The organism is Paraburkholderia lebeckiae (assembly GCF_050436225.1).
GTDB lineage: Bacteria > Pseudomonadota > Gammaproteobacteria > Burkholderiales > Burkholderiaceae > Paraburkholderia > Paraburkholderia tuberum.
Window position 1 is genome coordinate 271,727 of record NZ_JBNDLU010000002.1, and the last position, 16,961, is coordinate 288,687.

The following is a 16,961-nucleotide window of genomic DNA, read 5'->3' on the forward strand; positions in this document are numbered from 1 at the left end:
ACGCGACACGACACGGCATCAGGTAGCAGCACGAAGTAACGAGCAGCATCGAACAGCATTACACGGAGACACATCATGGCAAGCGTAACCTTGCGCAACATCAGAAAGGCCTACGACGACACTGAGGTGATGCGCGACATCAATCTCGACATCGCCGATGGCGAGTTCGTCGTGTTCGTCGGGCCGAGCGGTTGCGGCAAATCGACCCTGATGCGGATGATCGCGGGCCTCGAGGACATCACGGGCGGCGATCTGAACATCGACGCCGTGCGCATGAACGACGTGCCGCCGGCCAAGCGCGGCATCGCGATGGTGTTCCAGTCGTACGCGCTGTATCCGCACATGACGCTGTACGACAACATGGCGTTCGGCCTGAAGCTCGCCGGCGCGAAGAAGCCGGAGATCGACTCAGCCGTGCGCAACGCGGCGAAGATCCTGCACATCGACCATCTGCTCGATCGCAAGCCGAAGCAACTGTCGGGCGGCCAGCGTCAGCGCGTCGCGATCGGCCGCGCGATCACGCGCAAGCCGAAGGTGTTTCTGTTCGACGAGCCGCTGTCGAATCTCGACGCCGCGCTGCGCGTGAAGATGCGTCTCGAGTTCGCGCGCCTGCACGACGAGTTGAAGACGACGATGATCTACGTGACGCACGACCAGGTCGAGGCGATGACTTTGGCCGACAAGATCGTCGTGTTGTCGGCGGGCAACCTGGAGCAGGTCGGCAGTCCGACGATGCTGTATCACGCGCCGGCGAACCGCTTCGTGGCCGGCTTCATCGGCTCGCCGAAGATGAACTTCATGGAAGGCGTCGTGCAGTCGGTGTCGCACGACGGCGTCACGGTGCGTTACGAGACCGGCGAGACGCAGCGCGTATCGGTCGAGCCGGGCGCGGCCAAGCAGGGCGACAAGGTAACGGTCGGCATCCGCCCCGAGCATCTGCACGTCAGCACGACCGAGGACGGGATCGAGGCACGCACGATGACGGTCGAATCGCTCGGCGATGCCGCGTATCTGTACGCAGAGTCGAGCGTGGCGCCCGACGGATTGATCGCGCGGATTCCGCCGCTCGAACGGCATGCGAAGGGCAACGTGCAGAAGCTCGGCGGGACGCCCGAGCATTGCCATCTGTTCGACAGCGAAGGCAAGGCGTTCCAGCGCAAGATTGTGGAGGTGCTGGCGGCTTGATCGCGCGATGACGCATTGCAATGACGCATTGCAGGAGCAGGCGGCCCACGCAAGGCGCTGTCCCTGGAGCGTGGTCATTTCTTCGGAGCCTACCTCGATCAGGACAAGGCATTTGAGGAGGCTTACGGCCAAGATTGTTCGCCAGACCTGGAGGGTCACACGACCGCCTCGCTTCTTATGGAGTTGAAGCAGATCCTGAGCGAGTAAGACTCTCGGCTACGCCAACTTACGGCGCGTCTACACCAATCGCGCCCGCTTCTTCTGCGGGCACCGTTTCACGCCTCCAACGCCGCCCGCGCACACAACTCATCGGTAACGAGCCCCGACAACCACCCCCCCTTGAGCACCGCGATCAGCGCCTCGCGCTTGCGCAGCCCGCCCGCGAAGCCGATGGTCGGCCGCCGCGGCGGCGTGTCGAGCGCGATGCTCGTCACACGTCGGCCGGTCGGCGATTCGACGTGCGCGCCGGCCGCATCGATTGGCAGGCCGAGCATTTCGGCGACCGCGCCGTTGTGCATCAGTTCGTTCACCTCGCCTTCCGTGATGAAGCCGTCCTCGTGCAACGGACAGGTCATGCCGATGTTGCCGATGCCGACGAACGCGACATCGGCCTGCGCGGACAGCGACTCGACGATCCGGTACAGACGGTGATTGCACCACTGCGCGCGCTCGGCCTCGCTGTCGGCAAGCAGCGGCGCGGGCAGCAGAAAATGCTTGCCGCCGGTCTTTTCGGAAATGTGCAGCGCGACGTCGTAACGGTTCGAGGAGCCGTCCTGCGCGATCGCGCCGACCATCGATACCAGCCGATGCTGCGGACGGTCTAGCTGCGCGATCTGATCGACCGCGGCCTTCAGCGTGCGGCCGCTGCTGACCGCGACGACCATCGGCTTTTCCTCGCTCAGATAGCGCTCCATCACCTGCGCGCCGGCCACCGCGAGCTTACGGTCGACTTCCTCGGAGGTATCGTCGTCGATCGGCACGATCTCGCACATGCTGAGGCCATAGCGCTTCGACAGCTGATCGGCGAGCGACAGGCAATCAGCGAGCTTGTGATCGACCCGCACGCGGATCAGGTTCTTTTCGACCGCGAACGCGACGAGCCGTTGCGCGACCGGCCGCGATACCTGCAGCTTCTCGGCGATTTCGTTCTGGGTATTGCCCGCGACGTAATAAAGCCACGCGGCGCGCGTGGCGAGATCGAGTTTTTCTGTGGACCTGGGCACGATGAGTTTTCGGTTGAAGTGCGCCGATGATAGCGGCCGGCGGCGCGTCTGTCGCGCGGGCCGGCCGCGGTTGACGCTCAGGCGAGCGGTGCGCGCGCGGGATCGAACAGCGGCCGTACGTGGCGATACAGCGCGCGATATGCTTCGAGCCGGGTGCGCAATTGCGCGTGGCGGCGCGGATTCGGCGTGAACTTCTTTTCGACGGGCGGCTTGGTCAGCACGATGACCGGCTCGCCACCGGCGGCGAGCCAGCCGAGACGCGCCGCGCCGAGCGCCGCGCCGGTTTCGCCGCCGCCGTGCTTGACGGTGACAGTGTCGAGCGCATCGGCGAGCAACTGGGCCCAGTAGTCGCTGCGTGCGCCGCCGCCGAGCAGCGACAACACCTTCGCCTCGGTGCCGGCCGCGCGCAGCGCGTCGAGGCCGTCGGTCAGCGCGAGCGTCACGCCTTCGAGCACCGCGTAGCCGAGCAGCGCGCGGTCGGTTGCGTGAGTCATGCCGAAGAATACGCCTTGCGCATAGGGGTCGTTGTGCGGCGTGCGCTCGCCCGACAGATACGGCAAAAAGAGCGGCGCGGTGGTCAACGCCTCGGCGGGCAGCGCCTCGATTTCGGCGAGCAGCGTCGGCTCGTCGGTCGACGTCAGCTTGCAGACCCAGCGCAAACAGCTCGCCGCCGACAGCACCACGCTCATCTGATGCCAGCGGTCCGGGATCGCATGACAGAACGCGTGCACGGCGGAGGCCGGGTTCGGGCGGAAGCTGTCGCCGACCACGCACAGCACGCCCGAGGTGCCCAACGACACGAAGCCGTCGCCCGGTTGCGTCGCGCCGATGCCGATCGCGCTGGTCGCGTTGTCGCCACCGCCGGCCGCGACGATCACGTCGTCGCGCAGGCCGAATTCGCGCGCGAGTTCCGGCAGCAGCGTGCCGGCCGGCGCGCTGCCTTCGCGCAGCGCCGGCATCTGCGCGCGCGTCATGTTGCAGGCAGCGAGCAGCGAATCGGACCAATCGCGTTTCGCGACGTCGAGCCACAGTGTGCCGGCCGCGTCCGATGGATCGGACACCTTGCCGCCGGTCAGTTGCAGGCGCAGATAGTCTTTCGGCAGCAGCACGCAGGCAGTCCTCGCGAAAATCTCCGGCTCGTGACGCGCGACCCACAGCAACTTCGGCGCCGTGAAACCGGGCATCGCCAGATTGCCGGCGACGCTGTGCAGATCCGGCGCGCGCTCGGTCAGCTCCGCGCACTCCTTGTCGCTCCGCATGTCGTTCCAAAGGATCGCAGGCCGCAGCACGCGGTTTTCCGCGTCGAGCAGCACCGCGCCGTGCATCTGCCCCGACAGGCCGATGCCGCGAATCTGCGCGAACTCGTCGGGATGGCGCGCGCGCAACGCGGCGAGCGCCGTGCGCGTGCCGGCCCACCAGTCTTCGGGATTCTGCTCGGCCCAGCGCTGGTGCGGACGCGAAACGGTAAACGGCGAGCCTGCGGTGCCGATCACGCGGCCGTCGGAGGCGAGCAGCAGAACTTTCACTTCGGACGTGCCGAGGTCGATGCCTAGGTACATGGGAGCGAAACCTTCGTCGTTGGGGATGCGCTACTTTAGCGGTTCATCGCGCGCGTTGTCATGCGCATTAAGCCTGGCTCGTCGCGCCGCGTTTGGCGAGCCATGCGTCGACCCGCGCGAGCGCGCCTGCGAGCGCCGCTTCGAGCTCGGGCGTCTGCGCCATGCCGCCCCACAGCAGCCGGTCGGCCGCGAATGCGCGCAGCGGATCGGGCGCCGTGAAAAAGGCGTGCGCGACGCGCTCGTCCATCACGCCGTCCTGATACGCGTAGGGCAGCTTGCCCGTGTGCCAGCGTTCCAGAAAGCGGAAGAACAACGCGGGCAGCATAGAGGTCGCCGCCGGCGTGACGCCGCGCTCGAAGCATTCGGCGAGTGTCGGCGCGATGAAGCCGGGTAACTTCGAGAACCCATCGGCGGCGACGCGCTGGTTCGTGTCGAGGATATGCGGGTTGCTGAAGCGCTCGAGCACGACGTCGCGATAGCGTTCGAGATCGAGCGGACTCGGTGTCAGACACGGGATCACGTCCTCGGTCACGTAGTCGTACGCGAACTGGCGGATGTCGGCGTCGAGCGTGCCTTCGTGAATGTAGTTCAGGCCGACCAGCGTGCCCGCCCACGCGATGCAGCTATGCGTCGCGTTGAGAATGCGGATCTTCGCTTCCTCGTACGGCAGCACCGAATCGACGAGTTCCGCGCCGACCTTCTCCCAGGCCGGCCGTCCCGCGATGAAGCGGTCTTCGATCACCCACTGGATGAACGCCTCGCCCATCACCGGACTCGCATCGTCGACGCCGGTCGCGGCCTTCACGCGCTCGCGCACGTCAGGCGTCGGACGCGGCGTGATGCGATCGACCATCGAACACGGGCATGACGTGTTGTCGTCGAACCATTGCGCGAGTTCGTTCGCGCCGCGTCGTTCGAGAAACTCGCTCATGCCCGCATGAAAGCGCTCGCCGTTGCTGCGCAGGTTGTCGCAGGTCTGCAGCGTGACGGGTCCCGCGCCGCGCTTCGCGCGCGCGTCGAGAATCGCCGCGAGCGCGCCGTAGATCGTCGTGTGCCCGCCGGCGAGGTCGGCGGCGAGATCGGGATTCGCGGTGTCGAGCCGGTCGTGTTCGTCGAGGTAATAGCCGCCTTCGGTCACCGTGAACGCGATGATCTTGCAAGCCGGATCGGCGCCCGCTTCGATCAGTCCGTCGAGGCTTTCGCTCCAGGGCAGCACGCGCTCGATCGAGCGAATCGTCTCGTAGGCGCGCTCGCCTTGCGGCGTGACGGTTTCGAGCGTGTAGACGCCGTTCTGCGCGGCGAGCGCTTCGAGCACCGGGTTCATGTCGCCGCGAATGTTGCCGACGGTGAGCGACCAGCGCGGCTCGCCGTCCGCCCTCGCTTCGTTCAGCCGGTGCAGATACCACGCCTGATGCGCGCGATGAAACGATCCCGCGCCGATGTGCAGGATCACGTGTGCGGCCGCGCCGCTGCCTTGCCCGCTGTTCATGTTGTGTCTCCAAAAACTTGTCCGCGGCGCTCGCGGCGCGCGTTCTGTGCGTGCAGAGCATTTGCTCTGTATGTGAGCGAATGATCGTACCCGGAGAAACGAAAGTCAAGGCAAGGGGCGGGCTTTTGATGGCGCAGCGCGGCATGGGCGATGCGCCGGCGGCAGCGACGAGCGTTCGAGGCGACCAAACAAATCGCGGTACTCATATTGCATTGCATCAAATTTGACCGCGCACGCGTCGGGGCTAACCCGAATACAAAAAAGTATCGGTCCGCGGTTTCTTTTAAAGTGGTTGCCAACGCGTTTGGCGGTTACCTTTCGCTTTACAAGATCAAGATCGGCGGCGCCTCCCGCACGCCGCTTCATGGAGGCAGACAGTGCAACCTGATCTCGAAATCGTGGCCGTACGCCACGACGAATCGTTCAAAGTGTGGTCGCATGGCTATCCGTATCGCACGGTGCGCTGGCACTTTCATCCGGAGTACGAAATCCATCTGATCGTCGCGACGACCGGCAAGATGTTCGTCGGCGATCACATCGGCAGCTTCGCGCCCGGCAACCTCGTGTTGATGGGGCCGAACCTGCCGCACAACTGGGTCAGCGACGTGCCCGAAGGCGAAAGCGTCGCGCAGCGCAATCTGGTCGTGCAATTCGGCCAGGAGTTCGTATCGAACTGTCTCGAGAGTTTTCCGGAATGGCGTCAGGTCGAGGCGCTGCTCGCCGATGCGCGTCGCGGCCTGTCGTTCGGTCTGGAGACATCCGCGCAGATCAAGCCGCTCTTTCTCGAACTGCTCGCGGCGCGCGGGCTGCGCCGGCTCGTGCTGTTCATGTCGATGCTCGAAATCCTGATCAACGCGCCGGATCGCGACACGCTCGCGAGTCCCGCTTATCAGGCCGATCCGACCAGCTTCGCGGCGACCCGCATCAATCACGTGCTCGCGTATATCGGCAAGAACCTCGCGAACGAGTTGCGCGAGTCGGAGCTTGCGCAACTCGCCGGCCAGAGCGTCAGCGCGTTTTCGCGTTATTTCCGCCGCCATACCGGGCTGCCGTTCGTGCAGTACGTAAACCGCATGCGCATCAATCTCGCGTGCCAGTTGCTGACCGATGGCGAACTGAGCGTGACCGACATCTGCTTCAAGGCGGGCTTCAACAACCTGTCGAATTTCAACCGGCAATTTCTTGCGATGAAGGGCATGGCGCCGTCGACGTTTCGCCGTTATCAGCAACTGAACGATGCGAGCCGCGATGCCTCCGAGCAAGCGGCCGCGCATGGCAGGGGCATCGACAACGCGCCGGCGATCGTGCTCGCGCCGGGCTTGCCGCGTAGCGGCGTCGCGTACCCGGTCACATAGTGGCCGCCCGGTAGTTCACAGCTTTATTCCACTCGCGTTTCAACACGCATCGATCGCGCTGTGCGCCCACAGCGCGAGGGGGCGTGCTCACTTCAAAAAATGGAGACAACCATGAAGCCGTTTACTCTTTCGCTTAACCCTTCGATGATGTTCGCGCGCCGTGTCGCCTCGCTCGCGTTCGGTTTGTCACTCGTCGCCATGTCGGCCGCGCAGACTGCGCAGGCCGCGCCGCTCAAAATCGGCATGACGTTCCAGGAACTGAACAACCCATACTTCGTGACGATGCAGAAAGCGCTGAACGACGCGGCCGCGTCGACCGGCGCGACGGTCGTCGTCACTGACGCGCATCACGACGTCAGCAAGCAGGTCAGCGACGTCGAAGACATGCTGCAAAAGAAGATCGACATCCTGCTCGTCAATCCGACCGACTCGACCGGCATCCAGTCGGCGGTCACGTCGGCGAAGAAGGCGGGCGTCGTCGTGGTCGCGGTCGATGCGAACGCGAACGGTCCGGTCGATTCGTTCGTCGGCTCGAAGAACTACGACGCGGGCGTGATGGCGTGCGACTACCTCGCGAAGTCGATCGGCGGCAGCGGCGAAGTGGCGATTCTCGACGGCATTCCGGTCGTGCCGATTCTCGAACGCGTGCGCGGCTGCAAGGCGGCGCTCGCGAAGTCGCCGGGCGTGAAGCTCGTCGATACGCAGAACGGCAAGCAGGAACGCGCGACCGCGTTGTCCGTCACCGAGAACATGATTCAGGCGCACCCGAACCTGAAGGGCGTGTTCAGCGTGAACGACGGCGGCTCGATGGGCGCGCTGTCGGCGATCGAATCGTCGGGCAAGGACATCAAGCTGACGAGCGTCGACGGCGCACCGGAAGCGATCGCCGCGATCCAGAAGCCGAATTCGAAATTCGTCGAGACGTCCGCGCAATTCCCGGCCGACCAGGTGCGCATCGCGCTCGGCATCGCGCTAGCGAAGAAGTGGGGCGCCAATGTGCCGAAAGCGATTCCGGTCGACGTGAAGATGATCGACAAGAGCAACGCTAAGGGCTTCAGCTGGTAACGCAAGCGCAGGCTGCCGCGCGTGCGGATCATGCGCGGCGGCGCGCGGCACAGGAACATGCGATGGACACGATTCTGAAGCTCGACAACATCAGCAAGAGATTTCCCGGTGTGAAGGCGCTGCAAGGCATTCACCTCGAGATCGCGCGCGGCGAGATTCACGCGCTGCTCGGCGAGAACGGCGCGGGCAAGTCGACGCTGATGAAGATTCTATGCGGTATCTACCAGCCGGACGAAGGCACGATCACGCTCGACAGCGAGCAACGCCACTTCGCGAACTATCACGACGCGGTGGCCGCGGGCGTCGGTATCGTGTTTCAGGAGTTCAGCCTGATTCCGTATCTGAACGCGGTGGAGAACATGTTTCTCGGCCGTGAATTGCGCAACCGCTTCGGTCTGCTCGAACGCGGCAGCATGCGGCGCGCGGCGGCGCGGATTTTTGAGCGGCTTGGCGTAGCGATCGATCTGTCGGTGCCGATCCGGGAACTGTCGGTAGCGCAGCAGCAGTTCGTCGAAATCGGCAAGGCGTTGTCGCTCGATGCGCGCGTGCTGATTCTCGACGAACCGACCGCGACGCTGACGCCAGCCGAGGCCGCGCATCTGTTCACGATCATGCGCGAGCTGAAGCAGCAGGGCGTTGCGATGATCTTCATCTCGCACCACCTCGAAGAGATTTTCGAGGTGTGCGACCGCATCACGGTGCTGCGCGACGGCCAGTACGTCGGCATGACCGAGGTCGCGCAATCCGACGTGGGCCGGCTCGTGCAGATGATGGTGGGACGCCGCATCGAAAGCAGCTTTCCGCCGAAACCGACCCCGCGCGCCGATGCGAAGGTCGTGTTCGACGTCGTGCGCTTGCAGCTGTTCAAAGACAGCCCCGAGTTGAGCTTCACGCTGCGCGAGGGCGAGATTCTCGGCTTCGCGGGACTCGTCGGTTCGGGGCGCACCGAGACCGCGCTCGCGGTGATCGGCGCGGACCGTGCGTACGCGAAGGAAATTCGCGTGAACGGCGCGGCCGCGAAGCTCGCCGATCCGGCCGATGCGCTGCGCGCGGGAGTCGGCATTCTGCCCGAGAGCCGCAAGACCGAAGGGCTCATTACCGAGTTCTCGATCAAGCAGAACATCTCGATCAACAACCTCGGCAAGTACCGGTCGCTACGTTTCTTCATCGACCAACGTAGCGAAGCGCGCGCGACCGCCGACATCATGAAGCGCGTCGGCGTGAAGGCCCCAACGATGCACACCGAAGTCGCGACGCTGTCGGGCGGCAATCAGCAGAAGGTCGTGATCGCGCGCTGGCTCAATCACCACACCAACATCCTGATCTTCGACGAACCGACACGCGGCATCGACGTCGGCGCGAAGGCCGAAATCTATCTGCTGATGCGCGAACTGACCGCGCGCGGCTACTCGATCATCATGATCTCGTCCGAGTTGCCGGAGATCGTCGGCATGTGCGACCGCGTCGCCGTATTCCGGCAGGGCCGCATCGAAGCGCTGCTCGAAGGCGACGCGATCGAATCGAACGCCGTGATGACCTATGCGACCGCCGGTTCGCTCGGAGCCTCTCATGAACATGCCTAATCCTTCCTCTTCGCCGAAAACATCGAGCGTCGGCAGCGACACGCCGGGCGCGCCGGTGCGCTTCACGTGGGCCGCGCTGAAACGCTCGACACTGTTCTATCCGTTCATCGGCCTGCTGGTCGTCTGCGTCGTGATGGTGTTCGCGAGCGACAGCTTTCTGTCGGCCGCGAACATCGAGAACGTGCTGCGTCAGGTGTCGATCAACGCGATCATCGCGGTCGGCATGACCTGCGTGATCCTGACGGGCGGCATCGATCTGTCGGTCGGCTCGGTGATGGCGCTCGCGGGCACGCTGTCGGCCGGGCTGATGGTCGCCGGCATGAATGCGGTGGCGGCCCTTGCGGTCGGCCTCGCGATCGGTCTCGGCTTCGGCGCGGCCAACGGCTTTTTCGTCGCGTTCGCCGGCATGCCGCCGATCATCGTCACGCTCGCGACAATGGGTATCGCGCGCGGTCTCGCGCTGATCTACACGGGCGGCTATCCGATCGACGGTCTGCCCGATTGGGTCAGCTTCTTCGGCAGCGGCAAGATTCTCGGCGTCCAGGCACCGGTCGTGATCATGGCGGTGATCTATCTGATCGCATGGGTGCTGCTCGAACGGATGCCGTTTGGCCGCTATGTGTATGCGATCGGCGGTAACGAGCAGGCGACGCGATTGTCCGGCGTGCGTGTCGCGCGCGTGAAGCTGATCGTCTACACGATCGCCGGCTTGACGTCAGCGTTTGCCGCGATCGTGCTGACCGCGCGCCTGATGAGCGGCCAGCCGAACGCGGGCGTCGGTTTCGAACTCGACGCGATCGCCGCCGTCGTGATGGGCGGCACTTCGATCTCCGGTGGGCGCGGCTCGATCATCGGCACGCTGATCGGCGCGCTGTTACTCGGCGTCCTGAATAACGGCCTGAACATGGTCGGCGTGAATCCGTACGTACAGAACGTGATCAAGGGCGGAATCATTCTGCTCGCGATCTATATCAGTCGCGACCGCAGAAAGTAACGCTGTCTTCCCCACATCCTCTTTTCGCAGGACCATGCAATGACTCAATCCGAAAAGCAGAGCATGACGGCTATCGTCTGTCATGCACCGAAAGACTATCGCGTCGAACAGGTACAAAAGCCGCGCGCCCGCGCGCGTGAACTCGTGATTCGCATCGCCGCGTGCGGTATCTGCGCGAGCGACTGCAAATGCCATTCGGGCGCGAAGATGTTCTGGGGCGGCCCAAGCCCGTGGGTCAAGGCGCCGGTGATTCCGGGCCACGAGTTCTTCGGCTATGTCGAGGAACTGGGCGAGGGCGCGGCCGAGCATTTCGGCGTGCAGAAGGGCGAGCGCGTGATCGCCGAGCAGATCGTACCGTGCGGCAAGTGCCGCTATTGCAAATCCGGTCAGTACTGGATGTGCGAAGTGCACAACATTTTCGGCTTTCAGCGCGAAGTCGCGGACGGTGGCATGGCCGAGTACATGCGCATTCCGCCGACCGCGATCGTCCACAAGATCCCGGACGGCATCTCGCTCGAAGACGCCGCGATCATCGAGCCGCTCGCGTGCGCGATTCATACGGTCAATCGCGGCGACCTGCAACTCGACGATGTCGTCGTGATCGCGGGCGCGGGGCCGCTCGGTCTGATGATGGCGCAGGTCGCGCATCTGAAGACGCCGAAGCAGCTCGTCGTGATCGATCTCGTCGAGGAACGGCTCGCACTCGCGCGCGAATATGGCGCGGACGTGACGATCAATCCTCAGAAGGACGACGCGCTCGCGATCATCCATTCACTGACGGACGGCTACGGCTGCGACGTCTATATTGAAACGACGGGTGCGCCGATTGGCGTGAACCAGGGGATGGACCTGATCCGCAAGCTCGGGCGCTTTGTCGAATTCTCGGTGTTCGGCGCGGATACGACGCTCGACTGGTCGGTGATCGGCGATCGCAAGGAACTCGACGTGCGCGGCGCGCATCTTGGGCCCTATTGCTATCCGATCGCGATCGATTTGCTCGCGCGCGGACTCGTTACGTCGAAGGGCATCGTCACGCACGGCTTTTCGTTGGAAGAATGGGACGAAGCGATCAGGATCGCGAACTCGCTCGATTCGATCAAGGTGCTGATGAAGCCGCGCGCATGAATCTGGTGCGCGGCGTTTCAACGGAGACTCTATGAACTACGTCATCGGCGTCGATATCGGCACGCAGAGCACGAAGGCGCTGCTGGTCGACGAGCACGGCGCGATCGTCGCGCAGCATGCGTCGAGCTATCAGCCCGAAACGCCGAAGCCATTGTGGGCCGAGCAGTGGCCCGCGGTGTGGCTGAAGGCCGTGGTCGAATGCGTGGCCGGGTGCGTCAGCGAGGCGAAGGCGGCCGGCATCGCGCCGGGCGCGATCAAGGCGCTGTGCGTGAGTAGCCTGTACGGCGGCTCGGGCATCCCGGTCGACAACGACATGCGGCCGCTCGCGCCCTGCCTGATCTGGATGGACCGGCGCGCGACCGCGCAGGTCGACTGGGTGCGCGAGAACATCGATCTCGAACGGCTCTATACGATCACCGGCAACGGCGTCGATAGCTACTACGGTTACACGAAGATGCTGTGGCTGCGCGAGAACAAGCCGGACGTGTGGGCGCATACCCGCTATTTTTTGCCGCCGAACGCGTACGTGATCTACATGCTGACCGGCGAGGTCGCCGTCGATCACAGCTCGGCCGGCAATATCGGCGGCGTCTACGATATCGCGCGGCGCGACTGGTCGGACGAAGCGCTCGACATGCTCGGCATTCCCGCGACGATGATGCCGGAGCGGCTCGTCGAATCGTCGGAGGTGGTGGGCGGGCTGTTGTCGCAATGGATCGCGCAGCTCGGGCTCGACGCGGGCACCGCGATCGTCGCGGGTGGCGTCGATGCGGCGATGGCGACGTTCGCGGCCGGCGTCACGCGCGCGGGGCAGCACGTCGCGATGATCGGCACCAGCATGTGCTGGGGTTACATCAATCAGCGTGTCGACGCACGGCACGGTTTGATCAGCATGCCGCACGTTTTCAACGGGCAGCACGACATCTACGTATTCGGCGGCGCGATTACCGCGGGCGCGTCGGTCACGTGGTATCTCGAGCAGTTCTGTCACGCGGAGATCGAGGCCGCGCGCGCGACACCGCATGGCGATCCGCATCGGCTACTCGAAGAGAGCGCCGCGCAAGTGCCGGCCGGCGCCGACGGCGTGCTGTTCCTGCCGTATCTGATGGGCGAGCGCAGCCCGGTGTGGGATGCGAAAGCGAGCGGCGCATTCGTCGGGCTGTCGCTGTTTCATACGCGCGCGCATCTGTATCGCGCCGTGCTCGAAGGCGTGTCGTTCGCGCTGAAGCACAACATCGAGGCGGGGCGCAAAGGCGCGCAATCGCTCGACGACAAGCTGATCGTGGTCGGCGGCGCCACGCATTCGGACCTGTGGATGCAGATCATCGCCGACGTCACCGGCTATCCGGTCTACACGATCGAGCAGGACGTCGAAGCCGCGATGGGCGCCGCGCTGCTCGCCGCGCTCGGCGTCGGCCTCGTGTCGCGCGAAGCGGCGCAAGGCGGCTGGGTCACGCTGATCGAGCGCGCGCAGCCCGAGGCACGGCGCATGGCGCTATACAAAGAGCGCTTCGGCGTGTACACGGACCTCTATCCGGCGTTGAAGCCGGTCATGCATCGCTTGCAATCGTCATGAACGCTACTTTCGATTTTGCCGGCCGCTCGATTCTGGTGACGGGCGCCTCCAGCGGCATCGGCCGCGCGACGGTCGAGGCGCTGTGCGCGAGCGGCGCGTCGGTCGTCGCGGCCGCGCGCAACGTGAACGAGCTCGCGCGGCTCGCCGAGGAAACCGGCTGCGAGCCGTTGAGGCTCGACATCAGCGACGAAGCCGCGATCGACGAAGCAATGGCCTCGCTCGAACCGTTCGACGGTCTGGTGAATTGCGCGGGAATCGCGTTGCTCGAACGCGCGGTGGAAACGACGGCCGCAAGCTTCGATCGCGTGATGGCGGTGAATGCGCGCGGGGCGGTGCTGGTCGCGAAGCACGTCGCGCGTGGCATGCTCGACGCGGGGCGCGCGGGCAGCATCATCAACGTGTCGAGCCAGGCCGCGCTCGTCGCGCTCGACGATCATCTGAGCTATTCGGCGTCGAAGGCCGCGCTCGATGCAGCCACGCGCGCGTTGTGCATCGAGCTGGGGCCGCACGGAATTCGCGTGAACAGCGTGAACCCGACGGTGACGCTGACGCCGATGGCGGTGCTGGCGTGGAGCGATCCTGTCAAACGCGATCCCGCTTTGCAGGCGATTCCGCTCAGGCGCTTTGCCGAATCGGCGGAAGTTGCCGCGCCGATTCTGTTTCTGTTGAGCGACGCGGCGTCGATGATTAGCGGGGTGTGTTTGCCGATCGATGGTGGTTACACGGCGCGCTAGCGGGTGTCAGGCACTGCCGGTTGCCGGGTGAAATGAAAGTACGTGGAAGCCCTACCAGACGGTGGGGCCGTCCGGTGGGCGGAAGCGCAGGTTACTCACTCAGAAGAAGACGCTTGCCGGGAAGTGCCTTACACGCGCTAGCCGCTACAGCATCGTCCGCACGTGCCACAGCTCGGGAAACAGCACCACGTCGAGCATCTTGCGCAGATACGGCGCGCCGCTGGTACCGCCGGTGCCCTGCTTGAAGCCGATGATGCGCTCGACCGTCGTCACGTGGCGGAAGCGCCACTGACGAAACGCATCCTCCAGATCGACGAGTTCCTCGGCCATCTCGTACAGCTCCCAATGCTCGGACGGATTGCGATACACCTCGAGCCACGCCGCTTCGACCGATGCATCATGTTCGGTCGGCTTCGTCCAGTCGCGTTCGAGCCGCGCGGGCGAAATCCTGAAGCCGCGGCGCGCCAGCAGCCTCACCACTTCGTCGTAGAACGACGGCGCTTCGAGCGATGCCTTCACTTGCGCGTACACGTCGGCGCGATGCGCGTGCGGCTTCAGCATCTGCTCGTTCTTGTTGCCGAGCAGGAATTCGATCTGCCGGTACTGATACGACTGAAAGCCCGACGAACTGCCGAGGTACGGCCGCATCGCCGTGTATTCGGACGGCGTCATCGTCGCGAGCACGCTCCACGCCTGCACCAGTTGCTCCATGATTCGCGACACGCGCGCAAGCATCTTGAACGCGGGCGGCAACTCGTCGCGATGCACGGCCGCGAGCGCCGCGCGCAGTTCGTACAGCGCGAGCTTCATCCATAGCTCGCTCGTCTGATGCTGGATGATGAACAGCATCTCGTTGTGATCCGGCGACAACGGATGCTGCGCGTCCAGCACCGTGCCGAGCGACAGATAATCGCCGTAGCTCATCGACTCCGAGAAGTCGAGCTGCGCGTCGTGCCAGCCGCTGTCGGCCGCGCTCGCGGACGGCGCCGAAGCCGTCCGTCCGTGCCCGAACGGGCAGCCTTGTGCCGCCGGTTCTTCTGGCAAGCCCGGCGTGTGCATGTGATCGGTCATTCTGTCGTCCTCAGGTAACGGCGCCGCGCTGGGCGAATTCAGGCGCCCGCCAGGCCTCGCGGGTGAGCACGTCGCGCAAGATTTCGACGGCGTCCCATACGTCGACGAAGCGCGTGTACAGCGGCGTGAAGCCGAAGCGCAGCACGTGCGGCTCGCGATAGTCGCCGATCACGCCGTGCGCGATCAGCGCCTGCATCACCTCGTAGCCGTGCGGATGTTCGAAGCTCGCGTGCGAGCCGCGCTGCGCGTGCTCACGCGGCGTCACGAGCTTCAGTGGAAATTCGCTGCAACGTGTCTCGACGAGTTCGATGAACAGATCGGTCAGCGCGAGCGACTTCTGGCGGACCGCCTCCATGGTCGTTTGCAGGAACACGTCGAGCCCGCATTCGACGAGCGCCATCGACACCATCGGCTGCGTGCCGCACAGGTAGCGGCCCACGCCGTTGTCGGGCTGATACGTCGGGTTCATCTCGAACGGCGCGCGATGCCCCCACCAGCCCGACAGCGGCTGCGCAAACTCGTTCTGGTGACGCCTGGCTATCCACACGAACGCGGGCGAACCGGGACCGCCGTTCAGATACTTGTAGGTGCAGCCGACCGCGTAGTCGGCACCGACGCCGTTCAGATCGACCGGCACCGCGCCCGCCGAATGCGCGAGGTCCCACAGCGCGAGCGCGCCCCTGTCGTGAATCAGCTTCGTCAGCGCGGCCATGTCGTGCATATAGCCGGTGCGGTAGTTCACGTGCGTGATCATCGCGATCGCGGTGTCCTCGCCGATCGCGCCGGGCAGTTCGGACGGATCGTCGACGAGGCGCAGCTCGTAGCCGCGATCGAGCTGCTCGATCAGGCCCTGCGCGATATACAGATCGCTCGGGAAGTTCGAGCGCTCGGACACGATCACGCGACGCTTCGGATCGCGCGCATTGGCGAGGCGCACGGCGGCCGACAGCAGCTTGAACAGGTTGATCGAGATCGTGTCGGTAATCACGACTTCGTCTTCGGCCGCGCCGATCAGCGGCGCGAGCTTGTTGCCGAGTCGGCGCGGCAGCGCGAACCAGCCGGCATTGTTCCAGCTGCGGATCAGTCCCTCGCCCCATTCGGCGGCGATCACGGTCTGCGCGCGCTGCGCGGCGGCGGCCGGCGGCACGCCGAGCGAGTTGCCGTCGAGATAGATGGTCGTCGGCGACAGCGCGAACTGGTCACGCAGCGCTGCTAGCGGTTCGGCGCTGTCGAGCGCCACGGCTTCATCACGATGGTTCATGGTGGTTCGATGGGTTGGGTTGTCGGGTTGATCGCTCGCCGGGGAGCGTGGCTGAGCGCGAGCCGGGCAGTGCACGCAGCACCGCGCGCACCGGGCTCGCGTCGAGCGTGGTCAGCTTCAGCGGCAGCGCGATCAGCTCGTAGTCGCCGGGTTCGACCGCGTCGAGCACGATGCCCTCGAGAATCGCCATCCGGTGCGCGCGAATGCGGTGATGCGCGTCCATCGTCTTCGATTCCTGCGGATCGAGCGACGGCGTGTCGATGCCGAGCAGCGTCACGCCGCGCGCGGCGAGCAGGTCGACGGTCTCGGGCGCGACCGCGCAGAACGCACTGTCCCACTCGCGCGTCGGCGCTTTTCTGTAAGTGCGCAGTAAGACTCGCGGCGGCAAATCGTCGAGCGAGCCGGCAAGATGTTGTGGCGTCACAACAGGCGACGCACCGATACAGTCAATCACTCTGCATAAACCGAGATATGCGTCGAGCGGCACGTTGCCGATCGCGGCGCCGTCGACGTCGTAGTGCAGCGGCGCGTCGGTATGCGCGCCGGTGTGCGGCGAGATCGTCAGACGCGCGACATTGACCGGCGAGCCAGCCTCCATGCGCCAGACGCGCTCGATGCCGACCGGCGTGTCGCCCGGCCAGACGGGCGTGGCGGTATCGACGGCGGGGGTGATGTCCCAGAGTGCTCGCATGACGGAGTCGACGGTTGGTAACTATCTCTAAATGATAGAGGTCAAGCTGT

General features: G+C 64.9%; 14 protein-coding genes. 8 read left to right on the forward strand and 6 right to left on the reverse strand.

The features are described 5' to 3' along the window. Nucleotides 1-75: 75 nt before the first annotated feature. On the forward strand, nt 76-1,185 hold the full coding sequence (locus OKW45_RS16010; protein WP_018421666.1) for an ABC transporter ATP-binding protein: 1,110 nt from the start codon (nt 76-78) through the stop codon (nt 1,183-1,185). Between the two features lie 275 nt (nt 1,186-1,460). Here OKW45_RS16010 and OKW45_RS16015 read toward each other — a convergent pair whose 3' ends face one another. From OKW45_RS16015 to dalD, 3 genes are all read right to left on the reverse strand, one after another. Then, nucleotides 1,461-2,408: a sugar-binding transcriptional regulator gene (locus OKW45_RS16015; RefSeq protein WP_018421665.1), complete on the reverse strand. Its 948-nt coding sequence runs from the start codon at nt 2,406-2,408 to the stop codon at nt 1,461-1,463. 77 nt (nt 2,409-2,485) lie between these two features. Beyond that, nucleotides 2,486-3,967, reverse strand: coding sequence for a xylulokinase (gene xylB, locus OKW45_RS16020; RefSeq protein ID WP_429469780.1), 1,482 nt, complete (start codon nt 3,965-3,967; stop codon nt 2,486-2,488). Nucleotides 3,968-4,034: 67 nt separating this feature from the next. After that, nucleotides 4,035-5,456, reverse strand: coding sequence for a D-arabinitol 4-dehydrogenase (gene dalD / locus OKW45_RS16025; RefSeq protein WP_429469782.1), 1,422 nt, complete (start codon nt 5,454-5,456; stop codon nt 4,035-4,037). A 377-nt stretch (nt 5,457-5,833) separates the two neighbouring features. Between dalD and OKW45_RS16030 the strand changes: the two genes are divergently transcribed. The 7 genes from OKW45_RS16030 (at nt 5,834) to OKW45_RS16060 (ending at nt 13,888) form a co-directional block, all read left to right on the forward strand. Next, entirely contained in the window at nt 5,834-6,811 is a 978-nt protein-coding gene (locus OKW45_RS16030; RefSeq protein WP_018421661.1) for an AraC family transcriptional regulator, read from the forward strand. Nucleotides 6,812-6,955: 144 nt separating this feature from the next. Further along, a complete protein-coding gene (locus OKW45_RS16035; protein ID WP_018421660.1) occupies nt 6,956-7,876 on the forward strand; it encodes a substrate-binding domain-containing protein in 921 nt (306 codons plus the stop codon). A 62-nt stretch (nt 7,877-7,938) separates the two neighbouring features. After that, nucleotides 7,939-9,459: a sugar ABC transporter ATP-binding protein gene (locus tag OKW45_RS16040; RefSeq protein ID WP_429469784.1), complete on the forward strand. Its 1,521-nt coding sequence runs from the start codon at nt 7,939-7,941 to the stop codon at nt 9,457-9,459. Continuing rightward, nucleotides 9,446-10,453, forward strand: a complete 1,008-nt coding sequence (locus tag OKW45_RS16045; RefSeq protein WP_429469786.1) for an ABC transporter permease — start codon at nt 9,446-9,448, stop codon at nt 10,451-10,453. The genes OKW45_RS16040 and OKW45_RS16045 overlap by 14 nt, the downstream gene beginning before the upstream one ends. A 39-nt stretch (nt 10,454-10,492) precedes the next feature. Further along, a complete protein-coding gene (locus tag OKW45_RS16050) occupies nt 10,493-11,578 on the forward strand; it encodes an alcohol dehydrogenase catalytic domain-containing protein (RefSeq protein ID WP_429469788.1) in 1,086 nt (361 codons plus the stop codon). A 31-nt stretch (nt 11,579-11,609) separates the two neighbouring features. Beyond that, the gene (locus OKW45_RS16055) at nt 11,610-13,154 is read left to right on the forward strand and encodes an FGGY-family carbohydrate kinase (protein ID WP_429469790.1); all 1,545 of its coding nucleotides are present in this window, start codon (nt 11,610-11,612) and stop codon (nt 13,152-13,154) included. Next, a complete protein-coding gene (locus OKW45_RS16060; protein ID WP_429469792.1) occupies nt 13,151-13,888 on the forward strand; it encodes an SDR family oxidoreductase in 738 nt (245 codons plus the stop codon). Before OKW45_RS16055 ends, OKW45_RS16060 begins: the two co-directional genes overlap by 4 nt. Nucleotides 13,889-14,032: 144 nt before the next feature. Here the strand turns inward: OKW45_RS16060 and kynA are convergent, their stop codons facing one another. Genes kynA through kynB form a run of 3 tightly spaced genes read right to left on the reverse strand, consistent with a single transcriptional unit; the run spans nt 14,033 to nt 16,911 of the window. Continuing rightward, a complete protein-coding gene (kynA, locus tag OKW45_RS16065) occupies nt 14,033-14,959 on the reverse strand; it encodes a tryptophan 2,3-dioxygenase (protein WP_018421654.1) in 927 nt (308 codons plus the stop codon). A 10-nt stretch (nt 14,960-14,969) separates the two neighbouring features. Then, nucleotides 14,970-16,220 carry a kynureninase gene (gene kynU / locus OKW45_RS16070; RefSeq protein WP_429469794.1) on the reverse strand — a complete coding sequence of 417 codons (1,251 nt, stop codon included), beginning with the start codon at nt 16,218-16,220 and terminating at the stop codon, nt 14,970-14,972. Beyond that, on the reverse strand, nt 16,207-16,911 hold the full coding sequence (gene kynB / locus OKW45_RS16075; protein WP_090801656.1) for an arylformamidase: 705 nt from the start codon (nt 16,909-16,911) through the stop codon (nt 16,207-16,209). The genes kynU and kynB overlap by 14 nt, the downstream gene beginning before the upstream one ends. Nucleotides 16,912-16,961 lie beyond the last annotated feature (50 nt).